Annotated in this window: 20 protein-coding genes; 15 read left to right on the forward strand and 5 right to left on the reverse strand. The window is 64.2% G+C overall.

Features of this window, described 5'->3' with window-relative positions:
• The first annotated feature begins 64 nt into the window (after positions 1-64).
• From dsbD to QY049_RS09295, 3 genes are read left to right on the forward strand one after another with little or no spacing between them, the layout of a single operon-like run.
• Positions 65-1858: a protein-disulfide reductase DsbD gene (gene dsbD, locus QY049_RS09285; RefSeq protein ID WP_301269283.1), complete on the forward strand. Its 1794-nt coding sequence runs from the start codon at positions 65-67 to the stop codon at positions 1856-1858.
• A 24-nt stretch (positions 1859-1882) separates the two neighbouring features.
• Positions 1883-2527 carry a DsbA family protein gene (locus QY049_RS09290; RefSeq protein WP_258763890.1) on the forward strand — a complete coding sequence of 215 codons (645 nt, stop codon included), beginning with the start codon at positions 1883-1885 and terminating at the stop codon, positions 2525-2527.
• A gap of 29 nt (positions 2528-2556) precedes the next feature.
• A complete protein-coding gene (locus QY049_RS09295; RefSeq protein ID WP_258763889.1) occupies positions 2557-3210 on the forward strand; it encodes a L,D-transpeptidase in 654 nt (217 codons plus the stop codon).
• Between the two features lie 120 nt (positions 3211-3330).
• Here the strand turns inward: QY049_RS09295 and QY049_RS09300 are convergent, their stop codons facing one another.
• The gene (locus QY049_RS09300) at positions 3331-3735 is read right to left on the reverse strand and encodes a DUF3606 domain-containing protein (protein ID WP_258763888.1); all 405 of its coding nucleotides are present in this window, start codon (positions 3733-3735) and stop codon (positions 3331-3333) included.
• 272 nt (positions 3736-4007) lie between these two features.
• Here QY049_RS09300 and QY049_RS09305 point away from each other — a divergent pair, with 272 nt between their 5' ends.
• Positions 4008-4148: a hypothetical protein gene (locus QY049_RS09305; RefSeq protein ID WP_007597071.1), complete on the forward strand. Its 141-nt coding sequence runs from the start codon at positions 4008-4010 to the stop codon at positions 4146-4148.
• Between the two features lie 42 nt (positions 4149-4190).
• Here the strand turns inward: QY049_RS09305 and hydA are convergent, their stop codons facing one another.
• Together hydA and QY049_RS09315 are read right to left on the reverse strand one after the other, a co-directional pair.
• Entirely contained in the window at positions 4191-5645 is a 1455-nt protein-coding gene (gene hydA, locus QY049_RS09310) for a dihydropyrimidinase (protein WP_258763887.1), read from the reverse strand.
• A 100-nt stretch (positions 5646-5745) separates the two neighbouring features.
• A complete protein-coding gene (locus QY049_RS09315) occupies positions 5746-6354 on the reverse strand; it encodes a TetR/AcrR family transcriptional regulator (protein ID WP_194477944.1) in 609 nt (202 codons plus the stop codon).
• A 99-nt stretch (positions 6355-6453) separates the two neighbouring features.
• On the opposite strand from QY049_RS09315, the gene QY049_RS09320 reads away from it, so the two are divergent.
• The 6 genes from QY049_RS09320 (at position 6454) to QY049_RS09345 (ending at position 10665) form a co-directional block, all read left to right on the forward strand.
• A complete protein-coding gene (locus QY049_RS09320; RefSeq protein ID WP_258763886.1) occupies positions 6454-7149 on the forward strand; it encodes a PspA/IM30 family protein in 696 nt (231 codons plus the stop codon).
• 40 nt (positions 7150-7189) lie between these two features.
• Positions 7190-7465, forward strand: a complete 276-nt coding sequence (locus tag QY049_RS09325; RefSeq protein ID WP_194477942.1) for a YiaA/YiaB family inner membrane protein — start codon at positions 7190-7192, stop codon at positions 7463-7465.
• A gap of 310 nt (positions 7466-7775) precedes the next feature.
• Positions 7776-8840, forward strand: a complete 1065-nt coding sequence (locus QY049_RS09330) for an amidohydrolase family protein (protein WP_301269284.1) — start codon at positions 7776-7778, stop codon at positions 8838-8840.
• A gap of 14 nt (positions 8841-8854) precedes the next feature.
• Positions 8855-9967 carry an amidohydrolase family protein gene (locus QY049_RS09335; protein ID WP_301269285.1) on the forward strand — a complete coding sequence of 371 codons (1113 nt, stop codon included), beginning with the start codon at positions 8855-8857 and terminating at the stop codon, positions 9965-9967.
• A 5-nt stretch (positions 9968-9972) separates the two neighbouring features.
• Positions 9973-10386: a Rieske (2Fe-2S) protein gene (locus QY049_RS09340; RefSeq protein WP_258763883.1), complete on the forward strand. Its 414-nt coding sequence runs from the start codon at positions 9973-9975 to the stop codon at positions 10384-10386.
• A 72-nt stretch (positions 10387-10458) separates the two neighbouring features.
• Entirely contained in the window at positions 10459-10665 is a 207-nt protein-coding gene (locus tag QY049_RS09345) for a hypothetical protein (protein ID WP_212327255.1), read from the forward strand.
• Between the two features lie 9 nt (positions 10666-10674).
• On the opposite strand, the gene QY049_RS09350 is transcribed toward QY049_RS09345, so the two are convergent.
• Positions 10675-11520 carry an SDR family NAD(P)-dependent oxidoreductase gene (locus QY049_RS09350; protein ID WP_258763882.1) on the reverse strand — a complete coding sequence of 282 codons (846 nt, stop codon included), beginning with the start codon at positions 11518-11520 and terminating at the stop codon, positions 10675-10677.
• A gap of 186 nt (positions 11521-11706) precedes the next feature.
• Between QY049_RS09350 and QY049_RS09355 the strand changes: the two genes are divergently transcribed.
• The 4 genes from QY049_RS09355 to QY049_RS09370 all read left to right on the forward strand — a co-directional run bounded on the left by QY049_RS09355 (position 11707) and on the right by QY049_RS09370 (position 16878).
• A complete protein-coding gene (locus QY049_RS09355) occupies positions 11707-13203 on the forward strand; it encodes an aldehyde dehydrogenase family protein (RefSeq protein WP_258763881.1) in 1497 nt (498 codons plus the stop codon).
• A 117-nt stretch (positions 13204-13320) separates the two neighbouring features.
• Entirely contained in the window at positions 13321-14448 is a 1128-nt protein-coding gene (locus tag QY049_RS09360; RefSeq protein WP_258763880.1) for an alkene reductase, read from the forward strand.
• A 155-nt stretch (positions 14449-14603) separates the two neighbouring features.
• Positions 14604-15107: a GFA family protein gene (locus QY049_RS09365; RefSeq protein WP_258763879.1), complete on the forward strand. Its 504-nt coding sequence runs from the start codon at positions 14604-14606 to the stop codon at positions 15105-15107.
• 109 nt (positions 15108-15216) lie between these two features.
• Positions 15217-16878 carry a thiamine pyrophosphate-binding protein gene (locus tag QY049_RS09370; RefSeq protein ID WP_258763878.1) on the forward strand — a complete coding sequence of 554 codons (1662 nt, stop codon included), beginning with the start codon at positions 15217-15219 and terminating at the stop codon, positions 16876-16878.
• Between the two features lie 9 nt (positions 16879-16887).
• On the opposite strand, the gene QY049_RS09375 is transcribed toward QY049_RS09370, so the two are convergent.
• On the reverse strand, positions 16888-18267 hold the full coding sequence (locus QY049_RS09375; RefSeq protein ID WP_258763877.1) for an LLM class flavin-dependent oxidoreductase: 1380 nt from the start codon (positions 18265-18267) through the stop codon (positions 16888-16890).
• 222 nt (positions 18268-18489) lie between these two features.
• Here QY049_RS09375 and QY049_RS09380 point away from each other — a divergent pair, with 222 nt between their 5' ends.
• The gene (locus QY049_RS09380) at positions 18490-19875 is read left to right on the forward strand and encodes a M20 family metallopeptidase (protein WP_258763876.1); all 1386 of its coding nucleotides are present in this window, start codon (positions 18490-18492) and stop codon (positions 19873-19875) included.
• Positions 19876-19909: the final 34 nt, after the last annotated feature.

The raw sequence follows: 19909 nt of genomic DNA on the forward strand, positions 1-19909 counted from the left end.
CAGCCTTAAGGCTGGCTTAAGGTGCGCTCCCCAGATCGGCGGCCGCAATCAGGCGAGGCTTTCCATGTCTTACGTGCGGACGATCTGGTTTGTTACCTTTCTTCTTCAGGCCTTTTGGCTCGGCGCGGCCGCGGCGGGTCCGAAGCCACCCGACGAGGCCTTCAGATTCGACGTCACGCAGGGCGAAGAGGAAGGCGTGGAACTCCTCTGGTCGATCGAGCCGGGATACTATCTTTATCGCGACCGGATCGCGGCGAGCCTCGGTGGCAAGCCGCTCAAGGTCGCGACGACACGCGGCGAGACCAAGGACGATCCAACCTTCGGATCGACCGAGGTCTACCACCACGAGGCCACCGCCCTCATCGATGCCTTGCCCGAAACCGGCGAGCTTCGCGTCACCTATCAGGGCTGCGGCAAGAACACGATCTGCTATCCGCCGATCACCAAGGTGATCGACCTCGCAACGTTGATCGTTCGCGATGCCGACGCCCGAGAGGACGGGATGCACTCGGCGGCCGAGGAGCCGGGTCCTGCGGTTCCGGGTGAATTTTCGCCTGGCGGTGCGACGACACCTGATCTTGGCGGCAGCCTCTTTTCGACCTTGTTCGCCTTTCTCGGTTTCGGAGTGCTGCTCGCCTTCACGCCGTGCGTTCTTCCCATGGTGCCGATTTTGTCGGGCATGCTGACGCGCTCGGCGGAGAAGCTATCGCCGGGGCGGGGCTTCCTGCTGTCCACGACCTATGTGCTCGCGATGGCAGGCGCCTATGGGGTGCTCGGGATTTTCGCCGCCTGGTTCGGCGGCAACCTTCAGGCGACCCTGCAGACACCGGTCGCTGTCGGCCTGACGAGTCTCATGTTCGTCGTGTTGGCCCTCTCGATGTTCGGATTCTACGAGTTGCAGGTGCCGCACGCATGGAGCGCGCGGCTGACGTTCGGAGCGGGCCGCGCAGGATCGATCGGTGGGGCCGCGCTGCTCGGTTTCACCTCCGCCCTGATCGTCGGTCCCTGCGTGACGCCGCCACTGGCCGCGGCATTGGTCTATATTGCGCAGACCGGAAACGCGACGCGCGGCTCGGCGGCACTGTTCTCGCTCGGCCTGGGTATGGGCCTGCCGCTGCTGGCGTTTGGAACGTTCGGGGCGACGGCTCTGCCGAAGTCCGGGCCGTGGCTGGTCCGTGTCAAGCAGGCGTTCGGCATCGTCTTCATCGGCGTCGCAATCTGGATGATGTCGCGGATCCTGCCGCTGCCCTCGATCGCATTCGCGTGGGGCGCGTTTGCTGTCGGCATCGCACTTTGGCTCGGTTGGCCGGAACCCGGCCGGGCGCGGTCGGCGCGGCATTGGGGACGCGTGGCGTCCGCGATGGCGGCCGGTGCGCTTGCGATCTATGGTGGGCTTGTGGCCATTGGCGGCATCACCGGCTGGTATGCGCCTCTGCAACCATTCGCCTGGGCGGGTGTGACGCTGCCGATCGCTGCGCCTGGCCTCGAAGCCGACGGCTTTCAGACGGTAACCAATGAGGGTGATCTCGACGCGGCGATCGCGGCCGCCGGTGCTGAGGGGCGCCCGGTCCTGATCGACTTTTCGGCCGAGTGGTGCACTGAGTGCCGGTTGATGGAGCGCACCGTCTTCGCGGATGAGGCAGTCCGCCGGCGGCTGAGCGCGTTGCGTCTGATCCGGGCCGACATGACCCGATACGACCTTGCGAGCAAGAAGCTCATGGAGCGGTTCGCGGTGGTTGGTCCTCCAACGCTGGTCTTTCTCAATACCATGGGCCGGGAAGTCGACGGCACCAGAATGATCGGCACGACCGCCGTGCACGATTTGCTGGACAAGATCGCCGTAGCCGAGCGCGGCTAAAGCAAACATCCCCTGGAGCAACACATGAACAAAGCAGTCTCTCGCTCGACCTTCCTGCGCCTTGCCGGAGCCGCCGCGCTGCTGCTCACCGAGACCCTCGCGCACAGCGCCGAGAATGAAATCACGAGCGAGATGATTCTTGCTGATCCCGAAGCCCCGACCGCGGGCAATCCGGACGGAGATCTCACGATCGTGGACTTCTTCGACTACAATTGTCCGTTCTGCAAGGATGCCGCCGTTCATCTCGAGCGTCTGGTGAAGGCCGATGGAAAGATAAAGCTCGTCTACAAGGATTGGCCGGTCTTGACCCCAACCTCGATCGTCGGCGCCAAGCTCGCGCTCGGGGCCAGATACCAAGACAAATATCTCGCGGCGCATCACGCCTTGATGAGCGTTCCCGGCTACGGGATCTCGCAACAGCAGATGATCGACGCCGTGCGCAAGTCGGGCGTCGACATGAACCGCCTCGATGCCGACATCAAGGCAAATGATGCGGCCATCACCGGTCTGCTCAAGCGAAACCTGGCGATCGCCGATGCTGTCGGCTTCCAGGGCACGCCGGGCTTTCTCGTCGGGCCCTACAAGGTCAACCAGGCGCTCACCTACGAAGGCTTCCAGCGCGTCGCGGCCGACGCCCGCGCCAGGCAGGCCGGTCAGAAGGCCGGTTGATCGGCTTCCAAATTCGGGAATACCAGCTCATGCTCGCTCATCTTCAGAAAGCCGCCAGGACGCTGTTCCTGGCGGTCACACTTCCCATGACCGTGGCGGGTTGCGTGACAACCGACGCTGCGGGCCTTGACCAACGCCAAACGGCCGGAACGGCACGCTACGCGGCGATACCGTCGGAGAAGTTCAGGGTCGATGCGATCGACCTATCGGTGGTCGATCCGCGCTTTCTGCGCCAAGTCGTCGATTACCGCACGACGGAGCCTCCGGGGACCATCGTAGTCGATCCGCACAATCGCTTTCTCTATCTCGTCGAGAAGGGTGGCAAGGCGATCCGCTACGGGGTCGGGGTCGGTCGCGCCGGCCTGGAATTCACCGGCACGGCGAACATCCAGCTCAAGCGGGAGTGGCCGCATTGGACGCCGACCGAGGCCATGATCGCACGCGAGCCGAAGCGCTATGCCAGATGGGCGCGCGGCATGGATGGCGGAGAGAGCAACCCGCTGGGCGCGCGTGCGCTCTATCTGTTCAGGGGTGGACAAGATACCCGCTATCGCATCCACGGCACGACCGAGCCGGAGTCGATCGGCAAGGCGGTCTCGTCCGGTTGCATCCGCATGATGAATCAGGACGTCATCGATCTCTACGGGAGGGTGCCCCTGCACACGAAAGTCGTGGTGCTCTAGGAGCTTTGTCGTTCGTCGGGCCAACCGGAATTTCGCAGGACCACGCGATATCCGCGCGTCGCCGAGCGCGCGAATGCACGCCGGCTGATGTGTCCGGCTGGATGAGAGGTGCCGGAAGCCCTAGCCGGCTTTCTTCCGCTTGGTCGTCTTCTTCGCGCTCTTCTTGGCGGCCTTCCTCTTCGCCGCCTTCTGGGCGGTCAGATACGCCTCGACCTTCTTGGAGGAATGGCCGGCGGCGGCGACGGCGGCCTTCAGCTTCGCCGGCGTGATCTTGAACTTCTTCGACCAGTAACGGACTTCATAGGCTTCGCTCAGCGCGATCCGGCTCTTGTCGGCGGCGCGGTGTTTTTGCAGCTTGATGTAGTCTTCGACCTTCCTGGCGGAGTGGCCGACTTTCTTGACGGCATATTTCAGCTTTGCCGGCGTGACCTTGAATTTCTTCGACCAGTAGGCGACTTCGTACTTCTCGGTGAGCGCAATCAACTTGCGGTCCGCTCCGCCCCGCTTGGTCTTGTCGTCGGCCATGTTTCTCTCCTGCCCTGGACGCGCTTCCACTCTAGCATGCGATCCGATTTTGCGGCGCAAGATGAAGCGCGCGGGGGGATTTGCGCGGTGCGGCGGTTTTGGCTCGACGGGTCAAACGGTTGCGCAGCGCGACCGCGGCTTATCCCGGTACAGTCGTTCTACTTTGCATGGGGTTGTTTTCGACTTTTTTGCTATCTCGCCCGTCCGTGATGGAACCTAATCGCGGCTGGTGCGACTTATCCATGACACGGGGAACAACGTGCGAGGCTGTCATGGCAGAGAAGCATACCGCCGATCCGGCAGAGATCATGCGGGCGACCGGCCATCCTGAGCTGGAATACGCCGCCGGCTGGACCATCGCTGGTCTCGTCACCATCGGCACCATCGTCGCCGCCTGGGTGTTTGCGATCTAGACCGTCCGAACTGCTGCCGGTGCTCGACCGGCTGCCTGAACGTCAGGGCGTGACCGCTCCGCGTGCCACTGCACGCGGGGCGGTGAGCTCTTTCCACGTCGAATTGGCGACATGCACTGGCGGGAAAGCCGGACGCTCGACATAGTGCCCGTCGCCCGCCTCGGCACGCAGATCGCCGTCCTTCCACACGATACGACCGCGTGACAGCGTCGCGGCCGCGCCGCCGGTGCAGGCGAAGCCTTCGAACACGTTGTAGTCGATCCGGCTCATCTGGCGCTTTGCGCTGATGGTCCTGGTTGCCTTCGGATCCCACACCACGAGATCGGCATCCGAGCCGACGGCGACCGCACCCTTGCGCGGAAAGATGTTGAGGATGCGGGCGATGTTTGCCGAGGTCACGGCGACGAATTCCTCTTTCGTCAACCGACCCGTGGCAACGCCGGCGGTCCATAGCAGCGCCAGGCGATCCTCGAGGCCGCCGGTGCCGTTCGGGATCTTCCTGAAATCGCCGAGGCCGAACCGCTTCTGCTCCGTGGTGAAGGCGCAGTGGTCGGTCGCGACCACTTGCAGCGAGCCGGACTGGAGGCCGGCCCATAGACTGTCCTGATGCGACCTGTCGCGAAATGGCGGTGACATCACGCGTTGCGCGGAATGATCCCAGTCCTTGTTCTGGTATTCACGCTCATCGAGCAGCAGATGCTGGATCAGCGGCTCGCCATAGACACGCTTTCCGGCGGCGCGGGCACGGGCGATCGCCTCATGCGCCTGGCGGCAGCTGGTGTGCACGATGTAGACCGGCGTGCCGGTCATGTCGGCGATCATGATGGCGCGGTTGGTGGCTTCGCCCTCGACCTCCGGCGGCCGTGAATAGGCGTGGCCCTCGGGGCCGGTGACGCCGCGTGCGATCAGCGCCTCCTGCATCAAGGCGACGACGTCGCCATTTTCCGCGTGCACGACCGGCATCGCGCCGAGATGGGCGCAGCGAGCGAACGAGTTGTAGAGCTCGTCGTCATTCACCATCAGCGCGCCCTTGTAGGCCATGAAGTGCTTGAAGGTGTTGATGCCGTAGGTTTTGACCACGGTCTCCATCTCGTCATAGATCTGCTTCGACCACGAGGTCACCGCCATGTGGAAGCCGTAGTCGGTTGCCGCCTTCTCGGATTTGTGGCGCCATTCCTGATAGGCCGCGAGCATCGACTGGCCGGGATCGGGCAGGCAGAAATCCACCACCATCGTGGTGCCGCCGGTCAATGCCGCCTTGGTGCCGGATTCGAAATCGTCGGCGGTGACGGTGCCCATGAACGGCATTTCGAGATGGGTGTGCGGATCGATGCCGCCAGGAAGGATGTAGGCGCCGCCGGCGTCGAGGATTTCCGTGCCCGTGGGCGCTGCGATCGAGGCGCCGACCGCGACGATGCTGTCGCCCTCGATCAGAACGTCCGCGCGGCGCGAATGATCATGATTGACGACGGTGCCGCCGCGGATGAGGAGGGACATGGGAACTCCGGAGGAGGGGGGAGAGGACGGAACGCGGCGAAGCTAAGCGCGCCGGTCACGATGTGACAGGTGAAATTTTAGTCAGCTGCGCTCTCGGCCTCTACGACGCGCGCGCGATCAATCCGTCGATCATCGCGCGCACGAGGCCTGCGATTTCCTTGCGCAGCGCAGGCAGCGGCACGGCGACCAGCTTCTGCTCCAGTCCCAGCGCCACCATGCCATGCACCGCCGAGAACAGGCTGCGCGCAGTGATGCCGAGCTCTTCTGGGCTGCGTTTTGGAAACAGAGCTGCGAGCGGCACATAGATGTGCCTGAACAGCTGCATCTGGTCCTCGATCGACCAATCGGGAACGATCTTGTCGGCTTCCATGCGGTGTTCGAACAGAGCGCGCCAGAGCTCGAGATTTTCCGCGGCGAAATCGCAATAGGCAATCGCGATGCGGACCAGCCTCTCCTGCGGCGCGGGCTCGCCGGCGCTTTCAGCGGCGGTGAGCGCGTCGTCCAGTCGATGCAGCGTGCGCGAGCCGACGCGCAGGATCAGCTCGTCGACGTCCGCAACGAGATTGTAGACCGCGCCATTGGCGCAGCCGATCTCGCGGGCGAGATCGCGGGTTTTCAGGCCCGTCAATCCGCGAGTCGCGATCATCCGCTCCGCCGCCAGGATCAGGTCCGCACGAAGTTTCTCTCGACGTTCCAAGGCTTTAGTCATTAGCTTACCAAAATTATGAGCGTTGCTCAAATAAATCTTGAGCGATGCTCAAGATGTGCTACAACACCCGTGAGCAACGCTCATAACAGGGAGCAGCCAATGTTCAAGACCGTCATCACACTTTTCCGCGGCAGCGTGGCCGCCGCGGGCGAGGAGCTGGAAGACCGAACGGCCCTTCTGATCCTCGATCAACAGATGCGCGATGCGGCCGCAGCCGTCGAGCGCAGCAAGCGGGCGCTGGCGCTGGCGATTGCGCAGGATCAGCAGGAAAGCCGCAAGCTGGAGGCGACCATCGCCCGCATCGCCGATCTCGAGACCCGCGCGGTTGCGGCGCTCGACGGTGGACGCGAAGATCTCGCCAAGGAGGCCGCTGAATCCATTGCTGGCCTCGAGGCTGATCGCGATGCGGCGCTAACGGCGCGGGCGCTGTTCGCGACCGAGATTGCCCGACTGAAGCGGCATGTCGCGAACGCGCAGGCGCGTATCACCGAACTCGATCGCGGCCGCCGTGTCGCCCGGGCCTCGGAGGCGGTGCGCTCGCTTCGCCGTAGCGGCATCGAGGCGACCCGTCCTTACGAATCCACGCTGCCGGAGGCGGAGAGCACCTTGCGGCGCCTGCGCGACCGCCAGATGGAAGCCCAGGCGGCTGACGATGCGCTGGTCGAACTCGATGCGGCCAGCGGTCCGCTTGCCACTGCCGAGAAACTCGCCGAGCAGGGCTTCGGCCCCCGGCTCAAGACGACCGCGGACGACGTGCTGGCGCGGTTGAAGTCCAAGCGCGCACCGACGGCCTGATCTCAAACCCCGTCATCATTCGAATCAACAGGAGAGCATCATGAACCAGAACGGCCAGCCCCACAGCAGCGCCTGGGTGACCTTCACTTACGCGTCCTTCGCGGCTTCCGCCTTCCTCGTCGCCCTCGGCGTCTTTTTCCTGCCGATCGATCTGTGGATGAAGGGCTATCTCACCATGGGCATCGTGATGCTGATCCAGACCTGCGTCACTCTGACCAAGACCGTGCGCGACAACCACGAGAGCGGCCGCCTGATGAATCGTATCGAAGACGCCAAGGCCGAGCGGTTGCTGATGGAGGTCTCCAAGGCGGCTTGAGCGGAGACCCTGTCGGAGCGGGGCGGCGGATGTCGGATCGTCCGCCACTCTCGCGCATTTCCGGTCATGTGGAACAGCAGCCGAAAGATATCCTTTACCCTGCAACCGGCGCGCGAAACGCTGATCATCGCTGCCACGCGCTTCCGCTCTATCGCGGGATGGCCGCCTGAACGATATCGCGACCGCGAAATGCAACCGAGCCATGACGGATCACGCAGGCCATTGCCCTTGCGCGTCGTCACAGGGCGGCGCACTCTGCGCGAGCGGTTGCAGAGAACGCCGCCAATAAACATTGCCCGAGGAAGCATCCATGGCGGTGACGCGGATCGACTGCGACATCCACCCGGCGGTTGGTGGCACGCGCACGACGCTGTTGCCTTATCTCAGCGATCACTGGAAAGAGCAGGTGGTGAGCCGCGCGATCGACGGCCTCGATCTCACCTCCTATCCACCGAGCATGCCGCTTTCAGGCCGCGCCGACTGGCGGCCGGCCAATGGCACCAAGCCGGGCTCCGACCTTGCCATGGTGCAGAAGGGCGCCTTCGACCAACTGGGCGCCAGCCACGCAATCCTCAACGTGCTCTATGGCGCCCAGGCCGTTTTCGATGCCTACATGGCCGCAGATTTTTGCAAGGCGATCAATGACTGGATCGCGGCCGAGTGGCTGTCGCGCGATCCGCGCCTGCGCGCATCCATCGTTGTGCCGATGCAGGCGCCCGATCTCGCGATCGAGGAAATCGAGCGCCGCGCCGGCGACGTCAGGTTCGTCTCCATCCTGGTGCTGGCGCAGGGTGAGACCCTGCTGGGGCGGCGTCACTTCTGGCCGGTCTATCAGCTCGCCGAAAAATACGAGCTGCCGCTGGCGATCCATGCCGGCACGCAATATAGGCAGGCACCGAGCTCGGCCGGCTGGCCGTCGCATCGCTACGAATATTACTTTGTCGAAGCGCAGGCATTTCAGGCGCAGATTCTCAGCCTGATCTACGAGGGCGTGTTCGGCAAATTCCCTAATCTCAAGGTCGTGCTGATGGAGTCAGGCGTGAGCTGGCTGCCGGCCTTCATGTGGCGCGCCAACAAGACCTGGCGCGGCGTGCGCGTCGAGGTGCCCTGGGTCGAGCGCGAGCCGGCATCGATTGTCCGCGATAATTTCCGTGTCACCATGCAGCCGTTCGATGCGCCCGGCGATGCCAAAAGCGTCGAGGAGATCATCGACCAGATCGGCTCCGACAAGATGTTCCTGTTCGCGTCCGACTATCCGCACTGGCAGTTCGATGGCGACGATCCGATCCCGCCGCATTTGCCGAAGAGCATCATCGAGAAAATGTGCGTCGACAATCCGCTGGAGACGTTTTCACGGTTGTCGCTCGCTAACTAGTTTTGGAGGTCTGCATGAGTGAAGTCATCGACCGTCCGCTGCGTGACGACGAGAAGCCCGCGGCATCAAGGCTGCGCATCGTCGATTGCGACGTGCATCCGAGCCTGAGATCGACGGACGATCTCAACGAGTTCCTGCCGAAACGCTGGCAGGAGCACTTGAGGGAATACGGCAGCCATCTGCGCACACCCTATCTCTTCACCACGCCCTATCCACGCTCCTCGCCGCTGATCGCGCGGCGCGATGCCTGGCCGCCGACCGGCGGGGTACCCGGCTCCGATCTCGCCTTCATGCAGAAGCAGCATCTCGATCCGCTCGATGTCGAGTTCGGGATATTGCAGGTGCTCGATCTCTTCATCTTCTCGCAGCAGAACCTCGAGTTCGGCGCCGCCATCCAGCGCGCCATCAACGATTGGCAGCTGGCGTTCTGGTCGCACCGCGATCCCCGCCTGAAGGCCTCGATTCTGGTCGGGCAAGACGGGGTGGACCTCGCCATTGCCGAGATAGATCGCTGCGCCAAGACAGGCGAGTACATCCAGATCAACGTCTCGCCGCGTGCCAACGAGCCGCTCGGCCGCCGCCGCTACTGGCCGATCTACGAGCGCGCGCAGGAACTCGATCTGCCGCTCGGCATCCATGTCGGCGGCTATGGCGGCCACGCGCCGACCGGCGGCGGCTGGCCGTCCTATTATGTCGAGGAGCACCAGTCCAACGCGCACACGATCGCGGCGCAGCTTGCGAGCCTCGTCATCGAGGGAGTGCCGGAGCGCTTCCCGAAATTGAAGATCGTCTTCATCGAGGGCGGCTTCGGCTGGATTCCGTCGGCGGTGTGGCGGATGGACCAGCACTTCGAGCGCTTCCGTAGCGAGGTGCCGCATCTCAAGCGCAAGCCATCGGAATATGTCCGCGAGCATTTCTGGTTCACGACACAGCCGATCGACGAGCCCGACGAGGCGCGGCATCTGCGGTCGCTGATCGAATGGGTCGGCATCGACCGGCTGCTGTTCTCGTCAGACTATCCGCACTGGGATTTCGACGACCCGCGCTTCGCCTTCAAGACGCCACTCACCGAGGCCGAGCGGAAGAAGATCTTCAGTACCAATGCCCGCGCGGTCTACAAGTTCTGAATCCCATGGCCCGTCACATCGTCGCGCGAACCAGCGAGATCCCGTCCGGCGGCAACAAGGTCGTCGATGTCGCCGGCCGTGATATTGTCGTGTTCCACGTCAATGGCGAGTTCTTCGCGCTGCTGAACCGGTGCCCGCACGAAGGCGCGCCGCTTGAGAAGGCGGCCTGCGTGGCACGGCTGACTTCGCCCGAGCCAGGCGTCTACGAGCGCTCGCGTGTCGGCGAGATGCTGCGCTGCCCCTGGCACGGCTGGGAGTTCGACATGCGCAACGGGCAGTCCTGGTTCGATCCGAAACGGTTCAAGATCAGGTCATACCCGGTTGCGGTGGAACGCGGCGACGAATTGCAGAAGGGGCCCTATGTCGCCGAGACGTTTCCGGTGCATGTCGAAGACTCCTATGTGATTGTCGAGGTCTGATCACGCATTGCCGATTGAGATTCGAACGCAAGTGCGATATGGCTCTCGCGCTTTCAGTGGCGGAGACGAGCTTTGTCGAAACAATCCCTGCGTGAAGAGGCTGAGCGCCTGATCCGCGAATCGATGGAAAAGAAGACCATCGTCGTGAAGCAGGGCTCGACCCGTATCGAGGCCGTCTGCGGCAAGTGCGGCGCGCCAAACCGGGTTCAGGCGGAAAAAGGCCAGAGCCGCGTCAAATTCGCCTGCAAGAATTGCGGGCACAAGCAAGAGACGCTGTAGGCGTTTCGCCTAGCTTTCCTTCACGAATGTCGCGAACGCATCCGCGTAATCCGGGTGCCAGCGCGACAGCGGCGGGCGGTTCTCGACGATGTCGCCGGCTGCCCACAGCATGCGCTTCTCGTCGAGCGCGCGCGGCACGTCGTTGTCAGGGCAGAGGATGTAGAAATCGCCGGCCTCGAGCCGCGCGATCATGAAGTCCACGGTCTGCTCCGGCGTCCATGCGCCGGCCGGCTTTTCGGTGCGGCCCTTGGCGGTGAGCCCCGTGAAGACGAAGCCGGGGATCAAGAGATGCGCGGTGACGTGACAGTCTTTCGTGTTGCGCAACTCGTGCTGCAGCGCCTCCGTAAACGCCGTCACGCCGGCCTTGGAGACGTTGTAGGCGGGATCGCCGGGCGGGGTGGTGATGCCTTGCTTGGAGCCGGTGTTGATGATCAGGCCGGCCCTGCCGCGCGCGATCATGGCGGGTGCGAAGATGCGCGCGCCGTTGATGACGCCCCACATGTTGACGCCGATGATGCGCTGCCAATTGTCGGGATCGCCAAACAACGTGCTGCCCGGCTGGATGCCGGCATTGTTCATCAGCAGGTCGGTGCCGCCGAAATGCGCGCTCACGGCGCGTTCGAGTTCCGTGAGGTTCTCGGCGCGGCTAACGTCGACCACCGACGTCATCACATTTGCGGCGCCCGAGATCGATGACAGTTTTGTTGCCGCTTCCGCCAGCCGGTTCTCGTCGACATCGGCGATGCACACCTTCATCCCGGCGCGCGCAAACGCCGTGGCTGCGGCAAGACCGATGCCGGATGCGCCCCCGGTGATCACGGCGACATTGCCCTTGGCGATAACAGGATGCGGCATGACTTTCTCCCGGACTGGCTCTTGATCGCGCGTATAAGATGGTACTCGCGCGACCCTGCACAAGTCGGCATGGCAGGGCTTCGTTCCACCCCGACTTTACGCCTTTCCGGCGCCGCTGTATTCTGGTTGACCTAACGATCCCACCCAGATCGAACCCAATCAATCACCTACCCAGGGAGTGCAGCCATGGCTGTGTCGCAAGCTATTCCGATCACGCGCCATCCGTTCGCCAACGGGTCCTACAAGCAGATGCTGATCGACGGGAAGTGGGTGGATGCCGCTTCCGGCAAGCGCTTCGAGACCCACAACCCTGCCACCGGCGAACTGCTCGCAACCGTCGCCGAGGGCGACAAGGAAGACATCGATCGCGCGGTCGCCGCCGCCCGGCGCGCCTTCGAAGGACCCTGGAGCAAGGTCAAGCCGTTCGAGCGGCAGAACCTGCTGCTCAAGCTCGCCGACCTCGTCGAGAAGAATTTCGACGAATTGTCGCAGCTCGACACGCTCGATATGGGCGCGCCGCTCAGCCGCACCCGCGCCTATCGCCTGCGCGCCGTCGGCATGCTGCGCTATTACGCCGGCCAGACCACCGCGATCCATGGCGAGACCATCGAGAACTCGCTGCCCGGCGAGATCTTCTCCTACACGCTGAAGGAGCCGATCGGCGTCGTCGGCGCCATCATTCCCTGGAACGGTCCGCTGACCGCGACGATCTGGAAGATCGGCCCGGCCATCGCGACCGGCTGCACCGTGGTGCTCAAGCCCGCCGAAGAGGCGCCGCTGACCTCGTTGCGCATCGCCGAGCTCGCGATGGAAGCCGGCATTCCGCCCGGCGTCGTCAACGTCGTGCCCGGCTATGGCGAGACCGCGGGTGCGGCACTCGCCTCGCATCCGGACGTCGACAAGGTTGCCTTCACCGGCTCGCATGTCACGGGCCAGTCGATCATCCGCGCCTCCGCGGGCAACCTCAAGCGCGTATCGCTCGAGCTCGGCGGCAAGTCACCGGACATCGTGTTCGCTGACGCCGATCTCGATGCGGCGGTGCCCGGTGCGGCGATGGCGGTATTTGCCAATTCCGGCCAGATCTGCAGCGCCGGCACGCGCCTGTTCGTCGAGCAGGCGATCTACGAGGAATTCGTCGGCCGTGTCGCCGAATTCGGCAAGAAGCTGCAGGTCGGCAACGGTCTCGATCCCAACGTGCAGATCGGCCCGCTGGTCTCCGAACAGCAGCTCGAGCGCGTCACCGGCTATCTCGACATCGGCCAGAAGGAAGGCGCGCGTGCGCTCGCCGGCGGCGGTCGCGTCACGGAAGGTGCGCTGTCGAAGGGCTTCTTCGTCTCGCCGACGGTGTTCGCCGGCGTCCAGGACAACATGCGCATCGCGCAGGAGGAGATCTTCGGTCCCGTCATCTCCGCGATCGCGTTCAAGGACATGGACGAGCTGGTCAAGCGCGCCAACAACACGACGTTCGGCCTCGGCTCCGGCCTGTGGACGCGCGACGTTACCAAGGCCCATGCGGTTGCGAAGCGCCTGCGCGCCGGTTCGGTGTGGGTGAATTGCTACCAGGCAATGGACCCCGCAGTGCCGTTCGGCGGCTACAAGATGAGCGGTTATGGCCGCGAGTCCGGCAAGCAGCACGTCGAGGAGTACCTCAACGTGAAGGCCGTCTGGATCAAGACGGCGTAAGGCCTGATCTCTCCCGCGTTCCGCGCGAGGGAATATCTCTTTTGTGGGGCGGCGCCTTTCCCGGTGGCCGCCCCTCGCTATATGATCCACGTCCTTCCATAGCCATTCGGGGCAGTCATGAAATTTCCGGCGTTGTTCAAACCGTTGCAGGTCGGTCCGTACAAGCTTGCGCATCGCGTCGCGATGGCGCCCCTGACGCGCATGCGTGCGGAGCGCGACAGCTTCTCGCCGCGGCCGCTCAACGCCGAATATTACGGCCAGCGTGCGACCAGAGGCGGCCTGATCATCGCCGAGGCTTCGCCGGTGCTGTCGCACGGTCGCGGCAATCCGGCGACGCCAGGCATCTACTCGGAGGCGCAGATCGCCGGCTGGCGCAAGGTGGTCGATGCCGTGCACGCCAAGGGCGGCATCATCTTCCTCCAGCTCTGGCATGTCGGCCGTGTCTCGCATTCCTCCTTCCACGGTGGGGAGCTGCCGGTCTCGGCTTCGGCGATTGCGATCAAGGCCGAAGGCATGAAGGCAATGACCGCCGACGGTAAGATCGCCGACTACGAGACGCCGCGCGCGCTGGAGACCGACGAGGTCAAGGGGATCGTCGAGGCGTTCCGTCAGGGTGCAAGGAACGCGCTCGCGGCCGGCTTCGACGGCGTCGAGATCCATGGCGCCAACGGCTATTTGCTCGAGCAGTTCCTGCAATCGCGCAGCAACCAGCGCACTGATCAATACGGCGGCTCGATCGAGAACCGCGCGCGGCTTCTGCTCGAAGTCACCCAGGCTGCGATCGACGTCTGGGGCGCCAACCGCGTCGGCGTGCGCCTGTCCCCGCACGGCATCGCCAACGATTCCGGTGAGCCCGATCCGATGCCGCTCTACATCCACGTGGTGAAGGCGCTCGACAAGCTCGGTCTCGCCTATCTGCACTTCATCGAGCCGCGCTCCAGCGGCGCGGGCCGCGCCGATGTCCATTGGGAGAACGTGCCTTCGGCCATGGTACTGTTCCGCCCGCACTACAGCGGCGTGCTGATGACCGCCGGCGGCTTCACCGGCGAAACCGCGAATGCTGCGATCGCCGAGGGACACGCCGACCTGATCGCGTTCGGCCGCATCTTCATCTCCAACCCCGATCTGCCGCGGCGCCTCGAGCATGCCTACCCGATCACGCCGTACAACCGCGCGACGTTCTATGGCGGCGAGGAGAAGGGGTACACGGATTACCCTGTTTTTGACGAGCTGACGCCGGCCTGATCTCTCCTGTCATTCCGGGGCCATGCGCGGCATCGAATCCGGAATCCATCTCACATTCCCGCTCGCCGACCGATGGATTCCGGGCTCGCGACTTCGTCGCGCCCCGGAATGACGATCGTGTATTGTCGCCCTCGCAAAGACGACGGGGAAACACCATGGCCAAAGCCGCAGTCGCCGCAGGAACCGCCACCGGCCAATGCCTCTGCGGCAAGGTCACCTTCGAGATCGACGTTCCCGCGCGCTGGGCCTGGCATGATCACTCCGCCAGTAGCCGCCGCGCCCATGGCGCGGCCTACGCGACCTATGTCGGCAGCTGGAAGAAGCGTTTTCGCATCACGTCCGGCAAGACCGCGCTGACCCGTTACGAGGACAAGGTAACCAGGACCGCCCGCCGCTTCTGTTCGCATTGCGGCACGCCGATCGCTTATGAGCGCCCACGCGGTCCGCACATGGTCAACATTCCCCGCGCACTGTTCAAGGAGCGCACCGGCCGCCAGCCGCTCTATCACATCGCGATCGAGGAGCTTCAGGAATGGGCCTATACCGGCGAGCCGCTGGTACCGCTGAAGGGGTTTCCGGGGGTGGTCTGGCAACGCTCGAAAAAGAAGAAACGCGTCGGTGGCGAGGATCCGTTCGAGTTGGGCCGGGAAGAGTTGTAACGCGCCGCTCGCTTGCAACGCAGCCATGACCGCGCTTCCTTGCGCGGCCCCCAAAACTTCGGCCATCATGCCGTCCGTCCTTGCGGCAACGTCCGCTCCTGGAGGAAACATGAAGAACAAGATCACCGGCCGTTCCGCCTTTCTCGCGCTGCTCAAGGACGAAGGCATCACGCATCTGTTCGGCAACCCCGGGACCACCGAGCTGCCGATCATGCATGCGCTGAAGGACCATCCCGATCTCACCTACGTAATGGCGATGCAGGAGAGCCTGGTGGTCGCGATTGCGGACGGTTACAGCCGCGCTTCGGGCAGGCTCGTTGCCTGCAACGTCCATGTCGCGCCGGGCCTCGGCAACGCCATGGGCTCGCTCTACAACGCCCAGTTCACGGGCACGCCGATGATCTTGACCGCGGGCCAGCAGGAGCAGGGCCACGGCCTGATGGAGCCGGTGCTCTATGGCCCGCTGGTGCGCATGGCCGAGCCGCTGGTGAAATGGGCGGTCGAGGTGACGCGGCTGGAGGACCTGCCGCGCATCGTGCGCCGCGCCGCCAAGGTGGCGATGACGCCGCCGACCGGCCCGGTGTTCATCTCGCTGCCCGGAGACATCCTCAACAGCGAGGCCGGCATCGACCTTGGCCGCTCCACCCGCATCGATGCGCGCACGAAGCCGTCGGATGAGGCGCTGAGGGCATTTGCCGCGCGGCTGCTAAAGGCCGAGCGCCCGGTCATCGTCACCATGGATGAGGTGGTGAAGAGCGACGCGCTAAAGGAAGCCGCCGAACTCGCCGAGTTGCTCGGCGCGGCTGCCTATCAATCCTCGACGCCTTACGGCTCTCACTTCCTGTCCGAGAGCCCGAGCTTCGTCGGCACGCTGGCCCGCGTGCAGAAGGTCGCGCGCGATACGCTGGCGCCTTACGATCTGTTGATCGCGCTCGGCGGCGATCCCCTGCGCATGTCGGTTCATAGCGAGATCGATGCGCTGCCCGACGGGCTCGACATCGTGCAGATCGGTCTCGTCGACTGGGAGATCGCCAAGAACTATGGCGCCGAGATCGCGCTGAAGGCGGATCTGAAGGAAACGCTGCGCGCGCTGATCCCGATGCTGAAGGAGATGGGCGGTGCCGCGCTCGCAACTCGCGCCAAACAGCGTCTCGCGGAGCTTGCGCCGAAGAACTGGACTGCGCGGCGCGCTGCACTGGTCGAGCAGATCGGCAAGACTGCCGGCCGCGCGCCGATCGATCCGGATTATCTGGTGCTGCAAATGGTCGAGGCCATGCCCGACCATGCGATTCTGGTCGACGAAGGCCTCACCTCCAGCCGCCAGGTGACCAATCTGCGTCCGCATCGCGACCGCTATGGCTATCACGGCCTTGCCTCCGGTGGCATCGGCTGGGGTCTGCCGGCGTCCGTCGGCGCCAGCATCGCCAATCCGGATCGGCCCGTCGTGTGCTTCTCCGGCGATGGCAGCGCGATGTATTCGATCCAGTCGCTGTGGACGGCGGCGCATCACAAGCTGCCGCTCAACGTCGTCATTGCCAACAATGGCGGCTACCGCATCATCAAGCAGCGCCTGCTCGCCTTCCACGGCGACGACAACTACGTCGGCATGGACTTTGCCGATCCGCCGGTCGACTTCGCTGGTGTTGCCAAGGCGCTCGGCTGCGAGGCGATCAGGATCAGCGATGTCAGGGAGTTGAAGGCAACGCTCGCGTCGGCGTTCAATCGGCCGGGGACCAGGCTGATCGAGGTGATGGTGGATGGGAAGGTGTAGGCGGCGAGCCTACCCCGTCTTCCCCACCCGGTACCCGGCCGCGGGATGTGGCGCATCGAGCCGCGCGCGTCCGTCGCCGAATAGTTTTTCCCGCAGCGTGCCCTTGGCGTATTCCGGTTTGTAGCGGCCACGCTTGGTCAGCTCCGGCACCAGCATGTCGCTGATATCCTCGAAATCGCCGGGCGAGATCGCAAACGCGACGTTGAGACCATCCACGTCGGTCTTCTCGAACCAGTCCTCGATCTTGTCCGCGACGCTTTCGGGCGTGCCGACCACGACCGGGCCGGCGCCGCCGATGCCGACATGCTCGATGACATCGCGCACGGTCCAGATACGATCGGGATCGCCGCGGGTGACGTTGTCCAGCGCGCTGCGACCGGCATCGTTCTGGACGTGACGGACCTGCTGGTCGAGCTCGTAGCCGGAGAAGTCGATGCCGGTCCATCCCGACATCAGCGCGAGCGCGCCTTCCGGATTGATATGCGAGCGGTAGTCGGCATATTTCGCCGCCGCTTCGGCTTCCGTGTTGCCGAGGATGATCGTCATCATGTTGAACATCAGGATCTCGGCCGGGTTGCGGCCGAGCGCGGCGGCCTCCTGGCGGATTGCGGAGACGCGCGGCGCAATGATCTTGGCCGACGGTCCCGACATGAAGACGCATTCGGCATGTTTGGCGGCGAATTGCCGGCCGCGCGGAGAGGTGCCGGCCTGATACAGCACGGGCGTGCGCTGCGGCGACGGCTCGCTGAGATGGATGGTGTTGTTGATGCGGTAGTTCGCGCTCTCATGATTGATGCGGTGAACCTTGCTGGGGTCGGTGAAGACGCCGCGCTTGCGGTCGCGCAGCACCGCGTCGTCCTCCCAGCTTCCTTCCCAGAGCTTGTAGACCACCTCCATATATTCGTCGGCGATGTCGTAGCGGTCGTCGTGACCGGTCTGCCTGTCCTTGCCGGCGCCGCGCGCGGCGCTGTCGAGATAGCCGGTGACGACGTTCCAGCCGATCCGTCCCTCGGTGAGGTGGTCGAGCGTCGACATCCGCCGTGCGAACGGGTAGGGCGGCTCGAACGAGAGATTGCTGGTGACGCCGAAGCCGAGGTTCTTCGTCACCGCCGCCATCGCCGACAGCAGCAGCAGCGGCTCGTTCGACGGTGTCTGTGCTGCATTGCGCAAGGCTGCGTCAGGGCTGTTGCCATAGACGTCGTAGACGCCGAGCACGTCGGCGAGGAACAGCCCGTCGAAACGACCGCGTTCCAGCGTCCTGGCGAGATCGATCCAGTAGGGCAGGCGGTTATACTCCGCGGTGCGGTCGCGCGGATGGGTCCACAGGCCCGGTGATTGATGCGCGACGCAATTCATCGCAAATGCGTTGAGCCTGATCTGCTTGGCCATGCTGGTCCCCCGGCGCCCTGTACTGAGCGCTCTTCGAATGATAGACGTGCGCCCCAACCTGGCGAAGTTCTTGCATATAATTGGCCCTTGGCAAGGGCCAAGAATGGAAAGACCTGCAAGCCAGGCTCAAGAGAGCAAGAACGAAATCGCAAGTCCCCGCCACTTTCGAGCGTCCGCGTAGTCCGCTACGCTGCCTCGTCCATCGAGTTGAAGACGATACGGATGACCAGAGCCGATGCCATCGCCCGCGCCCGGGACGACTTCAGATCCGGTGCGTTCCTCGCCGAACTCGACCGCCGCGTCGCCTACAAGACCGAAAGCCAGAATCCATCTCGCGGCCCCGAACTGCGCGCCTATCTGGAACGGGAGATGGTGCCGGCCTTCGCCGCGCTCGATTTCACCAGCCGTATCGTCGAATCCCCGAGCGGCAAGTCGCCGTTCCTGTTTGCCGAGCATCACGAGAATGCGTCCGCGCCGACCGTTCTGATCTACGGCCATGGCGACGTCGTCGACGGCATGGAAGGCGAGTGGCGCGATGGCCGCGATCCCTGGCGCACGACGACTGCAGGCATTCGCCTCTATGGCCGCGGGACGGCCGACAACAAGGGCCAGCACAGCATCAACATGGCCGCGCTCCGCGCGGTGCGCGAGGCTCGCGGCGGCAAGCTCGGCTTCAATGCGAAATTCATCGTCGAGATGGGCGAGGAAATCGGCTCGCCCGATCTGGGCAAGGTCTGCGACCTCAATCGCGACGCGCTCAAGGCCGATCTGTTCATGGCCTCCGATGGGCCGAGGCTGTCGGCGGATCGGCCGACCCTGTTCCTGGGATGCCGCGGCGGCATTCGCATCCACCTCGACGTGAACCTGCGCGATGGCGGCCATCATTCCGGCAATTGGGGTGGCGTCCTCGCCAACCCCGCGACCATCCTGGTCAACGCGGTATCGACGCTGGTCGACGGCCATGGCCGGCTTCAGCTCGGCGCCCTGAAGCCGCCGCGGCTCACCAACCAGATCCGCAGCTATCTGGCCGATGTGCAGGTTGTCCCGACCGAGGATGAGCCCGCGCTTGCGGAGAATTGGGGTGAGGACGGTCTGTCCGCAGCCGAGCGGCTCTATGCCTGGAATACGCTGGAAGTTCTGGCGATGTCGTCGGGCAACATCGAGAAACCGGCCAATGCCATTCCCGGCCACGCCAATGCCGTGCTGCAACTGCGTTTCGTGGTCGGCACCAAGGTCGATGGCCTGATCGACGCCGTCAGGGCGCACCTGGTCGAAAAGGGGTTTCCGATGGTCGAGGTGCGGGCGGCTCAGAGCTTTGCCGCATCGCGTACCGATTTCGACAGCCCCTGGATCAAATGGGCGGCGGATTCCGTCCAAAACACCACCGGCAAGGCGCCGGCGGTGCTGCCGAACTTCGGCGGCTCGCTGCCGAACGACGTGTTTTCGGAAGTCCTGGGCCTGCCGACGATCTGGGTCCCGCACTCCTATCCCGGCTGCTCCCAGCATGCGCCGAATGAGCACATCCTGCTGCCATTGACTGAAGAGGCCTTGACGGTGATGGCCGGGCTGTTCTGGGATCTCGGGGAATTGCAGAAGCCGCTGACCTGAGCCCCGTTAACCTGATCCGTCATCCAGCCGAAAG

Origin of the sequence: Bradyrhizobium sp. WYCCWR 13022 (genome assembly GCF_030435535.1) — a bacterium.
Lineage (GTDB): Bacteria > Pseudomonadota > Alphaproteobacteria > Rhizobiales > Xanthobacteraceae > Bradyrhizobium.